Source organism: Amycolatopsis sp. NPDC059657, assembly GCF_042734395.1.
Classification (GTDB): domain Bacteria; phylum Actinomycetota; class Actinomycetes; order Mycobacteriales; family Pseudonocardiaceae; genus Amycolatopsis.
The window spans coordinates 15,431-31,276 of record NZ_JBHWEB010000055.1 but is presented as its reverse complement, the minus strand read 5'-3'; the positions used below and the strand labels follow the sequence as shown (position 1 = coordinate 31,276).

13 protein-coding genes are annotated in these 15,846 nt (G+C 69.0%); 9 read left to right on the top strand and 4 right to left on the bottom strand.

What is annotated here, in order from left to right; all coding sequences use genetic code 11:
* Nucleotides 1–98: 98 nt before the first annotated feature.
* From ACFV15_RS27205 to ACFV15_RS27190, 4 genes are all read left to right on the top strand, one after another.
* Entirely contained in the window at nucleotides 99–2,687 is a 2,589-nt protein-coding gene (locus ACFV15_RS27205) for a LuxR C-terminal-related transcriptional regulator (RefSeq protein WP_378353441.1), read from the top strand.
* Nucleotides 2,688–2,828: 141 nt separating this feature from the next.
* Nucleotides 2,829–3,254 (top strand): hypothetical protein, encoded by a 426-nt coding sequence (locus tag ACFV15_RS27200; protein ID WP_378353440.1) that lies wholly within the window; start codon nucleotides 2,829–2,831, stop codon nucleotides 3,252–3,254.
* 60 nt (nucleotides 3,255–3,314) lie between these two features.
* Nucleotides 3,315–3,689 (top strand): YchJ family protein, encoded by a 375-nt coding sequence (locus ACFV15_RS27195; RefSeq protein ID WP_378353439.1) that lies wholly within the window; start codon nucleotides 3,315–3,317, stop codon nucleotides 3,687–3,689.
* A gap of 28 nt (nucleotides 3,690–3,717) precedes the next feature.
* Nucleotides 3,718–4,743 carry a DNA polymerase IV gene (locus ACFV15_RS27190; RefSeq protein ID WP_378353438.1) on the top strand — a complete coding sequence of 342 codons (1,026 nt, stop codon included), beginning with the start codon at nucleotides 3,718–3,720 and terminating at the stop codon, nucleotides 4,741–4,743.
* A gap of 306 nt (nucleotides 4,744–5,049) precedes the next feature.
* Here the strand turns inward: ACFV15_RS27190 and ACFV15_RS27185 are convergent, their stop codons facing one another.
* Nucleotides 5,050–5,763 carry a TetR/AcrR family transcriptional regulator gene (locus tag ACFV15_RS27185; RefSeq protein ID WP_378353437.1) on the bottom strand — a complete coding sequence of 238 codons (714 nt, stop codon included), beginning with the start codon at nucleotides 5,761–5,763 and terminating at the stop codon, nucleotides 5,050–5,052.
* A gap of 123 nt (nucleotides 5,764–5,886) precedes the next feature.
* On the opposite strand from ACFV15_RS27185, the gene ACFV15_RS27180 reads away from it, so the two are divergent.
* From ACFV15_RS27180 to ACFV15_RS27160, 5 genes are read left to right on the top strand one after another with little or no spacing between them, the layout of a single operon-like run.
* A complete protein-coding gene (locus ACFV15_RS27180; protein WP_378353436.1) occupies nucleotides 5,887–6,291 on the top strand; it encodes a VOC family protein in 405 nt (134 codons plus the stop codon).
* Nucleotides 6,292–6,331: 40 nt separating this feature from the next.
* Nucleotides 6,332–7,744 (top strand): neutral zinc metallopeptidase, encoded by a 1,413-nt coding sequence (locus ACFV15_RS27175; protein ID WP_378353435.1) that lies wholly within the window; start codon nucleotides 6,332–6,334, stop codon nucleotides 7,742–7,744.
* 20 nt (nucleotides 7,745–7,764) lie between these two features.
* A complete protein-coding gene (locus ACFV15_RS27170; protein WP_378353434.1) occupies nucleotides 7,765–8,829 on the top strand; it encodes an ATP-dependent DNA ligase in 1,065 nt (354 codons plus the stop codon).
* Nucleotides 8,830–8,840: 11 nt separating this feature from the next.
* A complete protein-coding gene (gene ligD, locus ACFV15_RS27165; RefSeq protein ID WP_378353459.1) occupies nucleotides 8,841–9,842 on the top strand; it encodes a non-homologous end-joining DNA ligase in 1,002 nt (333 codons plus the stop codon).
* A 58-nt stretch (nucleotides 9,843–9,900) separates the two neighbouring features.
* A complete protein-coding gene (locus tag ACFV15_RS27160; protein WP_378353433.1) occupies nucleotides 9,901–13,023 on the top strand; it encodes a S8 family serine peptidase in 3,123 nt (1,040 codons plus the stop codon).
* Here ACFV15_RS27160 and ACFV15_RS27155 read toward each other — a convergent pair.
* The 3 genes from ACFV15_RS27155 to ACFV15_RS27145 are packed head-to-tail and all read right to left on the bottom strand — an operon-like array spanning nucleotide 13,008 to nucleotide 15,826.
* Nucleotides 13,008–14,804 (bottom strand): ABC transporter ATP-binding protein, encoded by a 1,797-nt coding sequence (locus tag ACFV15_RS27155; protein WP_378353432.1) that lies wholly within the window; start codon nucleotides 14,802–14,804, stop codon nucleotides 13,008–13,010. The genes ACFV15_RS27160 and ACFV15_RS27155 overlap by 16 nt on opposite strands.
* A complete protein-coding gene (locus ACFV15_RS27150; protein ID WP_378353431.1) occupies nucleotides 14,801–15,286 on the bottom strand; it encodes a TlpA family protein disulfide reductase in 486 nt (161 codons plus the stop codon). The genes ACFV15_RS27155 and ACFV15_RS27150 overlap by 4 nt, the downstream gene beginning before the upstream one ends.
* A 9-nt stretch (nucleotides 15,287–15,295) precedes the next feature.
* Entirely contained in the window at nucleotides 15,296–15,826 is a 531-nt protein-coding gene (locus tag ACFV15_RS27145) for a MauE/DoxX family redox-associated membrane protein (protein WP_378353430.1), read from the bottom strand.
* Nucleotides 15,827–15,846 lie beyond the last annotated feature (20 nt).

Sequence of the window (15,846 nt, the reverse complement as noted above, 5' to 3'; positions counted from 1 at the left end):
TGATAGACGCGCTCTGTACGTAATGAACAGGGTCCATCTGATCGATCGTGTACGAGCCTAGTACACGAATTGAGGCCAATCAGTTACGCTTTGTAGACGTGACCGGCGATGCGTCCCCCGAGGGGAGTGACCAGCCCGCGCTGGCGGACTACCTCGGCAGGCTGGAGCAGCTGATCGCCGCGTCCACCCGCCTCGAACCGGGTATCGACCAAGCGGCCGCTTTGGCCGAGCTGCAACGGGTCAGCGCCTCCGCGCTGCGTGCCGCGGTGGCGGGCGCACGCGGGCAGGGTGTCACCTGGCGGGAACTCGCGAAGGGCGTCGGCATGCCCGCGATGACCCTGCACGGGCAGTTCCGGTCCGGCCGCGGGGTGATAGCAGTCGGCAATAGCACCACCGACCCGCCGAAACCCGCCGTCCGCCAGCCCGGTGCCGCCGTGCAGAAGCGCTACGTGTGCCCGCCGCCGCGCGACCGGTTCATCGGCAGGGAACGCGAGCTCACCGAGCTGCGCGGGGTGCTGGCGAAGAACCGGATGGTCACGCTGGTCGGCTGCGCGGGCGTCGGCAAGTCCCGGCTGGCAGGCGAATTCCTGCGCGCGATCGCCGGGCGCGGCTACGGCGGCGGCGTCTGGTGGGTCGACCTGGCCCCGCTCTCGGACGGCTCGCAGGTCACCGAGGCGGTCAACGCCGCGATCCGCGACGGCCGCAACGGCTGGAAGCCCATCAACGAGGACCGCGGCAACGCACTGCTCGTCCTCGACAGCTGCGAGCACCTCGTCGACGACTGCGCCGCGCTGCTCGAACAGCTCTCCGATTCCCATCCGCAGCTGCATGTGCTCGCCACCAGCCGCGAGGCGCTGCGCACGCTCGGCGAGGTCATCTTCAGCATCGAACCGCTGGTCGCCGCGGCGACATCGACCGGGGACCCGCGCGGGGTGGACGCCGTCCGGCTCTTCGTCGACAGGGCCCGCTCGGCGGTGCCGACCTGGGAGCTGACCGACGAGCTGGTCCCGGTGGTCGCGGAACTGTGCAGGCGGCTGGACGGGCTGCCGCTGGCCGTGGAACTCGCCGCGCGGCAGATCGGCGTGCTGCCGCCCGCCTCGCTGCTGGAGCAGGCCGACCAGCGGCTCGACCTGCTCGCCGGTGGTGCCCGCACCGCGCCGGAGCGGCATCAGAGCCTGCGCGCGGCCATCGAGTGGAGCTACGACCTGCTCTGCCCGCTCGGCCAGGAGGTCTTCCGCCGGGTCGCGATCCTGCCCGGCGCGTTCGACATGCAGGCCGCCACCGCGGTCTGCGCCGACCTCGGCACCGGGCCGGACGAGCTGTGGCCGGTGCTGACCGACCTCGCCGCGAAGTCGCTGCTGGTGGCGCGGCCCGGCACCGCGACCCGGTTCGCGCTGCTGGAGTCGCTGCGCAAGTTCGGCAGGGAGCGGCTGGCCGACGAGCACGAACTTCCCGGCGCGCACGAGCGGCTGCTCGCCTGGCTCGCGGCGCTGGCCGAGGACTGGCTGTTCGACGCCGACGAAAACCCGTTGCAGATCTACGAAGAGCAGCATCTGCTCCACTACGCCGTGACGGTGGCCGAGGAACTGAAGGACGCCCGGTTCCCCTTGCTGGCGCTCGCGCTGGCGTCGTGGTGGCGGCGGCAGGGCGACTTCCGGCAGACCAGGCAGCTCATCGAGCGGATAGTGCCGTCGCTGCCCGAGGATTCCCCGATCCGCGCACGCGGCTTGATCGAACTCGCGCGCGGGCTGGAGATCCGGGGTGACTATGTCGAAGCCGAGTTGCACGCCAAGGAAAGCCTGACGCTGAGCTCGCGGCTCGACCAGCCGACGCTGGTGGTGCGCGCGCTGATGGCGCTCAGCTCGGCCTATCGCGGGCTCGAGGACGCGGCTTCGGCGCTGGACGTCGACGTGCGCGCGGTCGAACTGCTCCGCTCGCTCGACCGGCCCGCGATGCTCGCCAGCACCCTCGCGCTGGTGGCCTGGGATCTGGTGCTGCGCCGCCGCTACGCCGACGCTCAGTCCACAGTGGACGAGGTGCTGGCCTTGCTGGAGAGCAATCCGGAGGAAGCGACGCTCGCGGCCGTCACGCACACCGCCGGCACGATCGCGTTGATGCGCGATCAGCTCGAAGAAGCAGCCCGGCAGTTCACCCGCTCACTGACGGCGACGATGCTCGACGCCGACAGTCCCCCGGAAGCACTAGAAGGACTGGCCGCCGTCGCAGCGCGTTCCGGTCAACCCGAGCGGGCACTGCGGCTTTTCGCCGCGGCGAAGGCGACCAAACTCGCCATCAACGCGGTCACCGAGCCATGGTCCGCGCGCCTGATGGACGAGGAGACGGCGACCGCCCGCCGCCAGCTTCCCGAGGCGAAGGTGATGCGCGCGCAAGCGGAAGGCGCCGCGCTGACGGCCGAACAGGCCATCGAGTACGCGCTGCACGACACCCTGCCGACGGTGCCCGCGTGGGACTCTGAGCAGGTACTGACGCCGCGAGAGCATCAGGTCGCGGACCTTGTCGCACAAGGACTGACCAACAAGCAGATCGCCGTCCGGCTGACGATCTCGCCCCGTACGGTCGTAAGCCATCTCGAGCACATCAGGACCAAACTCGACTTGCCGACACGCGCGCACATCACAGCCTGGGTCACCCGGATGCGCTTCGAAACGGTCCACTCTCGGCACTAGTCCGTCACATGCACCTATCGCGATAAATGCTCCAGACCACCCTTCGAGTGAAGAAATCCCTTTCATATAGGGGAAACCCGGGGAAACTCCTTACCATCAGGCGACCACTCCTGCGTAAAACGAATGGGAGGATGAGTCGCCGTGACACAGTCCGTGGAAGTTCCGGTCCGGGAGTTCAGTCTGCATTGGACACTGCCGGGCAGCCGCGGTGGCAGGGTGAGCTTCGAGATCTCCGGTCAGGTCAGCCTCCTCAACAACGACCGCGCCTACAAGATCGATGGCGTCCTCTACGTTGCCGAAGGCACCACGTACTCCAAGGAGATCGGCAACCCGAAGCTCTTCGTCCGCCGCAACGGGGTCGAGCACACCGGCAGGCAATGGGGCTGGGAAACCATCTGCGCCAAGAAATCCTGCGAACGCCTTTGCACAATGGACGCCTATTTCGTCCGTACCGGCTATTGGGCCCCCGCCGACAGGGCCATTCAGCTCAGCATCGGCGCCGAACACGGCTTCGGCGGCCGCCAGAAGACCTACAGCCCCACCGTGACGGTGAAGCTAGTCGACTGAAGTAAGTTCTCTTTTTATGAACACAGCGGCGCGCAGCGCCTCCGTTGAGGGTGGTGGCGGGTGACGGGCGGGCGCTGTCCCTGTGGCTACGGCCTGCCTTACGACGAATGCTGCGGCCGTCTGCACGACGGCCAGGCGACGGCGTCCACCGCCGAACAGCTGATGCGTTCCCGCTTCAGCGCGTTCGCGGTGGGCGACACCGCCTATCTCCGCCGGACCTGGCTGGAGCCGCCGCCGGAGCTCGAACTCGACGCCGGGCAGCGCTGGACCCGCCTGGAGATTCTCGGCAAGACCGGCGGCGGCCCCTTCCACACCGAGGGCACCGTGGAGTTCCGCGCGCACTACATCGCCGACGGCGTCAAGGACTCCATGCACGAGAACAGCGCCTTCTCGCGGGTGGACGGCCAGTGGGTCTACGTGGCCCCGGTCGCCTGATCGGCGCAGGTCACGCACACTGGGGTCTGTGAAGGACTGGATCCTGCACTTCGACCTCGACCAGTTCATCGCCGCGGTCGAGGTCGCCCGGCGTCCCGAGTTGCGCGGGCTGCCCGTGGTCGTCGGCGGCAACGACGACCCGACCCAGCGCGCCGTCGTCGCGACGGCGTCCTATGAAGCGCGCGAGTTCGGCATCCACTCCGGCATGCCCTTGCGCCTGGCGGCGAAACGCTGTCCCGACGCGATCTTCCTGCCCTCGGACGCGCCCGCGTACCTCGAGGTCTCCGCGCACGTGATGGACACGCTGCGCGAGTTCCCGATCGTGGTCGAGGTGCTCGGCTGGGACGAGGCCTTCCTCGGCGTGCGCACCGACGACCCCGAAGCGCTCGCGCAGGAACTTCGGCAGGCGGTCGCCGACTCGACCGGCCTGGCGTCCTCGATCGGCATCGGCGACAACAAGCTGCGCGCGAAACTCGCCACCGGCTTCGCGAAACCGGCGGGGATCTACCGGCTCACCAAGGAGAACTGGGTCGAGGTGATGGGTTCGCGCCCCACCGACGCGTTGTGGGGCATCGGCGCCAAGACCACCAAGAAGCTCGCCGCCATGGGGATGCACACGGTCGGCGAACTCGCCGCCGCCGATCCGGCGATGCTGGCCGAGCGCTTCGGCCCGACGATGGGCCCGTGGTTTCGCGTGCTCGCGCACGGTTTCGGCGACACCGAGGTCACGGCGACCCCGTACGTCCCGCGTTCCCGTAGCCGCGAGACGACCTTTCAGCAGGACCTGACCGAGTCCGAGGACATCACCGCGCAGATCAAGGTCTTGGCCCACCGGGTGTTCGAGGACGTCGTCGCCGAAGACAGGCCCGTCGCGCGGGTCGCGGTGAAGGTCCGGTTCAAGCCGTTCTTCACCCAGACTCGGAGCATGACCCTGCCGGAACCGATCGCGTCCGCCGCCGACCTCGAAGCGGCCGCGCTCGCCGTGCTGGCCAAGTTCGACCTCGACCGCCCGATCCGGCTACTGGGCGTCCGCGCCGAGTTCAAGGAGTCGTGAGCTGACTGGTGAGGGACTCCTTCACCAAGTCTGGCGAGGCGCGCTCAAGCCTCGGTCAGGCATGGAGCGAGGGTGCCATTGGGTGCGTAGTACGCACTCGGGGGCACCCTCGCTTCGCGACGGAGGCCTCTGGCGCGGGCGAGTGGAAGCTTTGCTGCGTTGGATGCAGTAAAGCTTTCACTCGCTCAGGCTGGTGCGAGACCTAGCCTCGCTAGGTCGGCGCCGGAGGTGAGGCGAGGGCGGTGCGAAAGGAGGAATCTGGCCGCTCAACGTCCAGATTCCTCCTTTCGCAACGATCGGCGAAGCTCACGACCTGCGGGAGTCGATGAGGACGGCGAGGCCGTCGAGGATGCGGTCGAGGCCGAACCGCCAGCCGTTGTCGAGCGGGGCGCCGTCGACCGAGGCGGTGGCCGCGACGAGCGCGGGGAAGGCGTAGCCGTGGCGGGCGAGCAGGTCGGTGATCACCGGGTTGAGCTCGCGGCCGGAGGTCCATGGCTGGGTGCCCGCGGTGTCGGCGGACTGGGTGTTGCGGATGTGGCCGCTGAGCAGGAAGACCGCGTCCATGCGCTCGCCACCGTCGAGGCCGGTGCCCTCGAGCGCGGCGACCGCCGATTCCGTCCAGCCGATCTCGCGGGGGCCTTCCATCCTGTCCCCCACCGTGGCGACCGGGAGCCACGGGTGCCGCTGCCAGGCCGTGCGCATGCCCTCGGCCCACGTCGCCAGGCGCTCGCGCCAGTCAGGGATCGCGGTCAGGTCCGGTGGCTCGCCGACGGCCGTTTCGATCATCACCGCGACCAGTTCCGCCTTGTTCGCGACGTGGCGGTAGAGCGCCATTTTGGTGACGCCGAGGCGGGCGGCGACCTGCTGCATCGAGACCGCGGGCATGCCTTCGGCGTCGGCGAGTTCGATGGCGGCGGCGGCCACGCGTTCGAGGTTCAATGCCGGCCTGGTCTTGGGTGCGGGGCGGTCGCGAAGGCCCCACAGGCGCTCGGCACTCTCCTCGGAAACGCTCTCTGCCATCCGCTCTCCGTTCACGATTTGGGACTTGCCGACGCCACCCTGATGTGTCTACCGTACACCATGTGTCCGGCGGACACAGAGGTTTCCTGGGGATACACCAACCATCGTGAGATGAGGCTTGCCATGTCCAAGATGATCTTCGTCAACCTGCCCGTGAACGACGTCGCGAAGTCGACCGCGTTCTACAACAAGCTCGGCTTCGAGACCAACCCGCAGTTCTCGAACGAGTCCGGCTCCAGCCTCGTGGTCAGCGAGAACATCTTCGTGATGGTGCTCGACAAGGCCAAGTTCGCCGATTTCTCGACCAAGGAGATCGCCGACACCTCGAAGACCACCTCGGCGATCATCTGCCTGAGCGCGGACAGCCGCGAAGAGGTGGACACGCTGGTGGACAACGCGTTCGCCGCGGGCGCCCAGCCCGCGAAGGACCCGCAGGACCACGGCTTCATGTACGGCCGCAGCTTCCTCGACCTCGACGGTCACCACTGGGAGGTCGCCTACATGGACATGTCCGCCATGCCGTCCTGACCGAGTGAACCGGTTTCGCGCGCGGTCCGTGTAGCCCAACATGAAGGCGTTGACACGGGCCGCGTGCGCGGCCGCACTGGTCGCCGTGCTCGGGGGCTGCGCTCAGGCCGTTCCGGGGACGAGCGCCCCCGACCGGCAGGACCCCACCAAGGTGGCCGGGCTGGCCATCACCGACGGCCCGAGCGGGCCCAAGGCCGGGGTGGCCGATGCCGGACTCCCGGTGCTCAACGGCGACGGCGGCGCCATCGACAAGCTGGCCGCGAACGCGGTCGCGGATGTGCAGCAGTACTGGAAAGAGCAGCTTCCCGAGCACTTCGACCGGCAGTTCAAGCCGATCAGCAGGCTCGTCTCGTACGACTCCGGCGCACGCGGGCTCAACCTCTGCGGCAGCTCGACGGCCGGGCTGGTCAACGCCTTCTACTGCGCGAACGACGACACCGTCGCCTGGGATCGCGGCGAGCTGCTGCCGAGCCTCGACGAGTCGTTCGGCCCGATGTCCGTGGTCGCCGTGCTGGCGCACGAACTCGGCCACGCGATCCAGTTCCGTCTCGGCGACGGCGACGCGCCGTCGATCGTCAAGGAGCAGCAGGCCGACTGCTACGCGGGCAACTTCTTCCGCTGGGTCGCCGGGGGCAACGCGCCGCATTTCCAGCTTTCGACCGGCCCCGGCCTGAACCAGATCATGTCCACCCTGTTCTTCATCAGGGACAACGCGGGCACCAGCGCCGCGGCCGAGGGCGCGCACGGCGACGCGTTCGACCGGGTCTCGGCGTTCCAGTTCGGCTTCGGCGAAGACCCGAAACGCTGCGCGAAGATCGACGTCACCGAGGTCCGGCAGCGGATCAGCCAGCAGGCGTTCAGCCCGGAGGAGCGGGATTCGGGACTGGGCAAGGGAAATCTCCGCGTCACCGACCCGAACGCGTTGAAGAACCTCGAGGACTCCTTGCGGATCGCGTTCCCCGGCACCCAGCCGCCGTCGTTCACCCAGCGCACGGCCACCTGTGTGAACGCCAAGCTCACCACCCCCGCCGCCTACTGCCCCGCCACCAACGTCGTCACGCTCAATCCGGCCGAGCTGACCAAGATCGGCACCCCACCCCGGCGCGGCAACAAGGGCGGCATCGGCGACTTCGCCGCGTTCGCCGAGATCGCGTCCCGGTACGCGCTGGCGGCGCAGAAGACCTCGGGCGGCTCGCTCGACGGCCCGGTCGCGGGCCTGCGCACCGCGTGCCTGACCGGCACCTGGGCGAGCACCATGCGCGGCGACCAGGAGACGCCGTTGAAGCTCTCCCCCGGTGACCTCGACGAGGCCGTCGCCGAGATGCTCAAGGCCAACAGCCTCATCGCGGGCGACCTGGACGGCAAGAGCGTCGGCTCGGGCTTCGCGCGGGTGGAGGCGTTCCGCGACGGCTTCGCCTCCGGCTCCGCGATCTGTACCAGCAAATATGCCTGATCAGCCTTACGATCAGCGGCGTGGACCTGCCACTGATGCCGCCGGTCAAGCCAATGCTCGCCAAAGCCGTGCACGAGGTACCGCGTGCGCCGGGGCTGGTCTACGAGCCCAAATGGGACGGGTTCCGCTGCGTCGTGTTCCGGGACGGCGACGAGATCGAGCTCGGCTCCCGCAATGACAGGCCGTTGACCAGGTATTTTCCCGAGGTCGCCGAGCTGCTGAAGGCCGCGTTGCCCCCGCGCTGCGTGGTGGACGGCGAGATCGTGCTCGTCACCGGCGAGGGCCTGGACTTCGAGACGCTGCAGCTGCGGCTGCACCCGGCGGCGTCGCGTGTGAAGAAGCTGGCGGAGGAGACTCCGGCCAGCTTCGTCGCGTTCGACCTGCTCGCGCTCGGCGACCGCGACCTCACCGAGGAGCCGTTCACCGAACGTCGCAAGCTGCTCGAAGGCCTGCTCGACGCCTCGGTGGAGCGCGTGCACCTCACCCCGATCACCACGGACCCCGATGTGGCGCAGGACTGGTTCACCCGGTTCGAGGGCGCCGGGTTCGACGGCGTGATGGCCAAGCAGTCGGCGCTGCCCTACGAGCAGGACAAGCGCTCGATGCTGAAGGTCAAGCACGTGCGCACTGCCGACTGCGTGGTGGCGGGCTTCCGCTGGCACAAGGACGGCGTCGGTGTCGGCTCGCTGCTGCTCGGCCTGTTCGACGACGAGGGCGTGCTCCACCACGTGGGCGTCGCGAGCAGTTTCACTGCCGCGCGGCGCGCAGAACTCGTCACCGAATTGGCTCCACTGCGCGAAAACGCGCTGGAGGGGCACCCGTGGCGGTCGTGGGCGGAGGTCCAGGACACCCGGCTGCCGGGCGCGCAGAGCCGCTGGGCGCCGACGAAGGACCTGACCTGGGAGCCGCTGCGGACCGAACTGGTGGCGGAGATCCGGTACGAGCATCTGCAAGGCAGCCGGTTGCGCCACGGCGGCAGGCTGGTGCGGTTCCGCACCGACCGCACGCCGGAGTCGTGCACCTACGCCCAGCTCGAGGAAGTCGCACCCGCCGAGCTGGCGACCTTGTTCTCGGAGGCACGGTGAGCGAGTTCCTGATGCTCGACGTCGACGGCACCGAGGTGAAGATCTCGAGCCCGTCGAAGGTGTACTTCACCGAGCGCGAGGAGACGAAGCTCGACCTCGTCCGCTACTACCAGGCCGTCGCCGAGCCGCTGCTCGCGACGCTGCGCGGCCGTCCGCTCATGCTGGAGCGCTATCCGGACGGCGCGAGCGGCAAGTCCTGGTTCCAGAAGCGGGTGCCGAAGACGGCGCCGGAGTGGCTGACCACGACCGTCGTCTCGACACCGAACGGCACCACCAGCGAAGCCCTGGTCGCGGCGGATCTCGCGCACATACTGTGGGCGGTGAACCTCGGCTGCATCGGCTTCCATGTCTGGCCGATCCACGCCGGCCAGCCCGAGATCGCCGACGAACTGCGCGTCGACCTCGACCCGTCGCCGGGCGCCGGCTTCGAGGAGATCCGCTCGGTCGCCGCGCTGACCAGGGATTTCCTTCGTGAGCACGGTATCGAAGCGAAGGTGAAGACCTCGGGTTCGCGGGGTCTGCACATCTACGTCGGGCTGGAACCTCGGTGGGACAGCTACGAAGTCCGCGCGGCGGCGGTCGCGCTGGCGCGTGCCTTGGAACGCAGGCATCCCGATCTGATCACCGCGCAGTGGTGGAAAGAGGAGCGCGGCTCGCGGGTTTTCGTCGACTTCAACCAGAACGCGCCGCACAAGACGGTGTTCGGGGCCTGGTGTGTGCGTCCTCGGGTCGGCGCGCAGGTGTCCACGCCGTTGTTCTGGTCCGAATTGGACAATGTGGATCCCGCCGAGCTGACGATCGCGACCGTGCCCGCGCGGGTCGCGGAAGCCGGCGATCCTTGGCGTGACTCGGTTCCGCAGTCTTTGGAGCCGCTGCTGGAGATGTCCCGCTACGATCTTGCGCACGGCTTGATGGACGCGCCGTGGCCACCGGTGTATCCCAAGCAGCCCAACGAACCGCCGCGCGTGGCACCCAGCAGGGCTAAGCGCGTGCCCGCTGACCGGGACGACTGAACCTGGCCGTCACCGCATCCGTGCTCTCACCGAGTCCCTACTTGTGAGAGGTCAGAAGATGCGCCTCAGGCACCTCTGTGTCGGTTCCGTGCTCGCGGTGACCGTGGTCGCGCCACCGGCGGCGATCGCGGAAACCGCCGAAAGCCCACCGGAACCGGTGATCGTCCTGCTGACCGATCAGCAGCCGCAAGCACCGCTGCTCGGCCTGATCAACGCGGCAGCGGTACGCCAATTCAGTGTCCTCAATGGATTCGCCGCGAAACTGACCTCGGCCGATCAGGCCAGACTGGGGACAGACCCGCGTGTCAAGGCCATCGTGCCCGACCTCGTCGTCAAGCGTCCCAAGCCGGTCATCGTGGAAAAGCCGACCGGCGCGTCAGCGCCGGTGACAGCACCGCTGGACGGGACGTGCCCGTCGGATCCGGCGAAACCCTTGCTGGAACCCGAAGCTTTGCGGTTGACGAACGCCGAGCAGCCACAGGCCACCGGAAAGGGCGTGAAGGTCGCTTTCCTCGCGGACGGGGTGGACGTCCGGAATCCCGACTTCCGGCGCGCGGACGGTTCCGCGGTTTTCGCCGACTACAAGGATTTCAGCGGCGAAGGGCTCAACGCGCCGAGCAGCGGACGCGAGGCATTCGGCGACGCGAGCGCGATCGCGGCGCAGGGACGGCAGACCTACGACCTGAGCGACTACGTCAACCCGGCGGCACCGCTGCCCAAGGGCTGCACCATCAAGATCCGCGGGGTCGCGCCCGGCGCGTCGCTGGTCGGGCTCAAGACCTCGGGCGACGACGGCTCGACCACCTCGGCCATCGTGCAGGCCATCGACTACGCGGTGAAGGTCGCCAAGGTCGACGTGCTCAACGAATCGCTCGGCAACAATCCCTATCCGGACCGGCACACCGATCCCATCTCGCTGGCCAATCAGGCGGCGGCCGCCGCGGGCGTGACCGTGGTCGCCGCCAGCGGTGACGCGGGGTTCAACAACACCATCGGCAATCCGGCGGGCGACCCCGCGGTGATCAGCGTCGGCGCGTCGACCGCGTTCCGGGTGAACGCGCAGACTCAGCGCGGCATGCCAGGCCTGAAGGGATTCGCGAGCGACAACATCGCGGCCATCAGCTCGGGCGGAGTCACCGAAGGCGCGCGGACGCTCGATCTGATCGCGCCGGGCGATCAGGGCTGGTCGGTCTGCACCCCCGATCCCGCGCTTTTCACCGGCTGCAAGAACTTCCGCGGCGCGCCATCGCCGATCTTCAACTTCGGCGGGACCAGTCAGTCCGCGCCGCTGGTGGCCGGAGCCGCCGCGCTGGTGATCGAGGCGTACGCGTCGGCGCACTATGGCGAGAAGCCCAGCCCCGCGCTGATCAAGCGGTTGCTGACGAGCACCGCGACCGACCTCGGCGACCGCGCCGAGCAGCAGGGCGCCGGTCTGCTGAACGCGGCCGAAGCCGTGCTCGCGGCGAAGTCGCAGAGCGACACCCTGCTCGTCGAGCAGACCCAGCTCTCCGCGACGGCCGCGCCGGGGTCCAAAAAGGACTTCGCACTCAAGGTCACCAATTCGGGCATGCTTCCGCAGACGGTTTCCCCGCGTACCAAGGCATTCACCAAGGTACTCGCCGACACGCGCGGCAAGGTCGACCTGGACGCCACCAAGAGTCCTACGTGGACAAGTGGCTCCGGCACCACGTTCGGCTTCGTGACGAAGAAGTTCACCGTCGCGCCGGACGCCGAGCATCTGGACTTCTCGCTGGCGTACGCGCCGAGCGGTGGCAACGCGGTGAACCTGCGCCTGCTCGACCCGCAGGGCACGCTGACCGCGGTCTTCGGCTCGCAGGGCGACTCCGGTTTCGGTCATGTCGAAGTGCACGCTCCCATCGCGGGCACCTGGACGGCCCTGTTCGACAGCAAGGCCGACGGCGGCTACCGGGGATCGATCGCGTTCGGCGTCCGCACGGCGGCGTCCGCGCCGCTGGGCACGGTCTCCCCCGCGACCGCGCTGCTGCTTCCCGGCCAGAGCACGACCTTCCATGTGCTCGCGCAGACCCCGGACGCACCCGGCGATGTCGTCGCCTCGGTGCGCGTCGGGCGGGCCGTGGTGCCGATGGTGTTGCGCAGCCTGGTCAAGAGCACGTTCAGCGGGGTACTGACCGGCGGCAACGGCCGCGACTTCATCGCCGCGCAGAACACTTTCTACCAGTTCGACGTGCCGGCGGGCCGTCGCGATTTCGGCATCGACCTCAAGCTCGACGGCGACCCGAACCAGATGATCTTCGGCTACCTGGTGAGCCCCGACGGGCAGATTCTGAGCCAGCAGAACAACGTGCGGACCCTCGGCCCCGACGGGAACCCGGCGACCTTCGGCAGCACACTGCAGGAGTTCCGGCGGGACCCGGCGCCGGGGCGGTGGACGTTCATCGTCGCCGTGTCCAACCCGGTCGCGGGCACGACCACCGAGCAGAAGTTCACCGGCGAGCTGAAGTTCGACACGGTCGACGTGAAGGCGACCGGCCTGCCGTCGGGTGCGGTGCTGCCCGCTGGCAAACCGGTGACCGCGCGGGTGGACCTGCGCAACAACGGCATCGCGCCGCTGTCGTTCTTCGCGGACGCCCGTTCGACGGCCACCGGCGACGTGCGGTTGCTCGCGAACGGCCCGGAGAAAGGCGTTTCGCTGCCGATCGGCCGCCCGCTGATCTACCTGGTTCCCCCGGCGACGACCAAGCTCACCGGGACGGCGGCCGCGAACGCGCCGATCGACGTCAGCCTGATCGGTTTCCTCGGCGGCCCCGAGCTGCTCCGCCGTTCCGGCGCCAACTACGTCGCGAGCGCGACCGTGTCCTCCCCCGCGGTCGCGCCGGGGCCGTGGCTGCTGGCCGCGAACGGGGTCGGCTCGGGCAGCCGCACCGCCGACTTCAAGATGGTGGCGACGACGCGGCTGTTCGACAAGACGGTGACCACGTCGACCGGCAACGCGTGGCTCGGCGCGAGCGAGGAGAACCCGCTCGCGTTCACGCCGCTGGTGCTCCAGCCGGGGCAGAGCGGCACCATCACGGTGACGCTGAACCCCGGCGCCGCATCGGGCACCAAGGTGTCCGGGGTGCTGTACGTGGACGACTTCAGCGACTTCGCCACCACCGGCGACGAGCTGAAGGCGTTCCCGTACTCCTACACCGTGCGGTAGCCGTCGGCCTGGATGGCGAACAACCTGGCGTACTCGCCATCCAGGCCGATCAGCTCGTCGTGCGACCCGCGTTCGATGATCCGGCCGCCGCCGAGCACGACGATCCGGTCCGCCTCACGGACCGCGCCCAGCCGGTGCGAGACGAGCAGGCTGGTCCGGCCCGTCCGGTGCGTGCGCAGCCGCTCGTGGATCTCGTGCTCGGCCTGCGCGTCGAGTCCCGCGCTCGGCTCGTCGAGGATGAGCAGGTCGGATTCGTCGCGCAGCAGCGTTCTGGCCAGCGCCAAGCGCTGCCACTGGCCGCCGGAGAGCGTGACTCCCTTGTCGTCGTCCTGGTCGGCGAAGATCCGGCTCAGCATGGTGTCGTAGCCGCGGGGCAGCGACTCGACGGCCATGTCGATGTCGGCCCGGCTCGCGGCGGCCTCGATCCGCGGCCGGTCCTCGAGCGCGGTGAGGTCGCCGACGCCGATGTTCTCGGCGACGGTCAGGTCATAGGACATGTAGTCCTGGAAGAGCACGCCCATCCGCCGCCGCAGTTCCTCCGGCGGCACGTCGCGGATGTCGACCCCGTCCCACAGGATCGCGCCGCGGCAAGGATCGTAGAAGCGGCAGAGCAGCTTGATGAGCGTGCTCTTGCCAGCGCCGTTGAGGCCGACCAGCGCCAGCGACTCGCCGTGCGCGAGCGTGAGGTCGACGCCGCGCAGCACCCACGGATGGCTTTCGTCGTAACGGAACCAGACGTCCCGCAGCTCGATCCCGGTCCGCAGCGGCGGCAACGCGGCTGCGCCGTGCGGCGGGAGGTCGTCGGGCAACGAGGTCATTTTCACGTGATAGGCGAACAAAAGCAGCGCCTGGTGCGCCATCGCCACACTGCCGACCAGCCCGACGAGCGCGCCCTGCGCGCCGGCGACCGAGGCGACGAACGCGGTGACGTCACCGACGCTGAGCCGCCCGCTCGCGGCCGAGTACACCGCCCAGACCAGCCCTGCGCCCGCGACGACCGCGGACAGCAACGCCAGCAGCGACCGGCTGCGCGCGTCGCGGCGGTCGAGTCCGCGCTCACCGTCCTGAATGGTGTCAAGCTCGGTGAGCATCCGTCCTTTGAGGAATCCGCCGAGCCCGAACAGGCGGGTTTCCTTGGCACCGCGGACATCGGTGATCAGCGAGGAGTAGAAGACCCGGCGCCGCGTCGCCGGTGACAGCCGGGCCATGGTGCCCACCCGGCCCTTGGTGAGCGCCAGGCTGGAGAACAGTGCGGGCACGGCGGCGACCGTCACCAGTATCGCCATCATCGGGCTCAGCAACGACAGCGTCGCCAGCAGGCTGACCAGCGTGATGATGGTGCGCCCGGCGTCGAACAGGCCGGTGGTGACCGGCCGCATCGCGCCGCCGGAGGCCTCGACGGCCATGTTCAGCTCATTGAGGAAACCTGGGCTTTCGAAGCGCGCCAGCCCTTGGAAGCCGTTGATGCGGGTGTAGAGCTCGTCCTGCATCGCGCGGTCCATCCGCCGGGACAGTTCCGCTTGCAGGTAAGAGGAAAGCGGAGGCAACACCCCGACGGCGACACCGATCCCTAGCAGCCCGCCCGCGGCGAGCAACGCGCTTTCCGGGCGCCCGGCGACGAGGTCGTCGACGACGAACTTCGTCAGCCAGGCCGTCGCGGTCGGCAGCAGCCCACCGAGCACGGCGAGCGCCAGCTGTCCCATGGCGAGTGACCGTCCCGCCCGCCAGCACAGCCGCCAGACGACGGCCACCTGGCGAGCGAGCTCACGCGTCTTGCTCACGCCGACGGCACTTTCTCGGCGAGTGCCGCCACGGAGGTCTGCGCCTGCTCGATCCGGGACCCGCTGACCTGCAGGAAAGTCGGGAACGCCTGGATGTCGACGGCCTTCGTGAGCTCCGTGGCCTCGTCACCGAGCACGAGCGACGCCACCGGCGAGAGCAGCTCGATGAGGTCGGTGACGTCCTTCGGCGCACCGCTGATGACGGCGAGCGCGCTGTGGCGCACGGCCAGCTCGGCGAACAGCGGAGCTTCTTCGTGGCAGGTTGGGCAGCCGGAGTCGAAGAAGCCGACCAGGTCGTGCCCGACGACCGGGATCTCCTGGCCTACCATCACTTCCGGGTCATACCGAGGCCCATGCTTCGCCTTGAGCGCCGCCAGTTCGTCGCCCTGCTCGCGCAGGCGTCGCAGCACCGCGAAAGTGAGCAACAGGTTGAACAGGCACAACGCGCCGACGAAAACGACGGCCGCCACCAGGAAAGTCATTTTCCAGCCTCACTTCGAATCTTGGGTGACGGCGAACAACGCCATCAGGTCATCGGCACGCACCACGAGCAGGACTCCGACCACGGCGGCGGCCAGTGCGAGCACCACCCCGCCCGGCTCGGTCGCGCCGGCGGAGCCCGCGAAGCCGAGCCCGCCCGCCGCGGTGGCGAGCAAGATCAGGTTCCGCACCACATGGGCGGTGCCCAGCGGGGTGACCGAAGCGCCGAAGCACCGGCAGGGCGCCTGACGCCCCGTGCCGATCGCCACCACGATCGCGCCGGTCATGCCGATCAGCAGCAACGCGGCGAGCCCGAAGCCGGCCACGACGGTGCCGGGCACGGCCAGCAGCACCACCACCACGGCCTCGGCGGCCACCACCAGCGCCGCCACGTGCGCCGACCACTTACGGGGCGTCAGCCGCAGCCCCTGTATCGAACGGACGAACTCGTTGAAAGCCGCCCGTCCACGCGCCTTTCCGAGCACGGCGAAGAGAAAGACGCCGAGCAGGAAAGCGCGGAAGAACAATTCGGCATATGACATGAAACCCTCCCGCGCTTTCC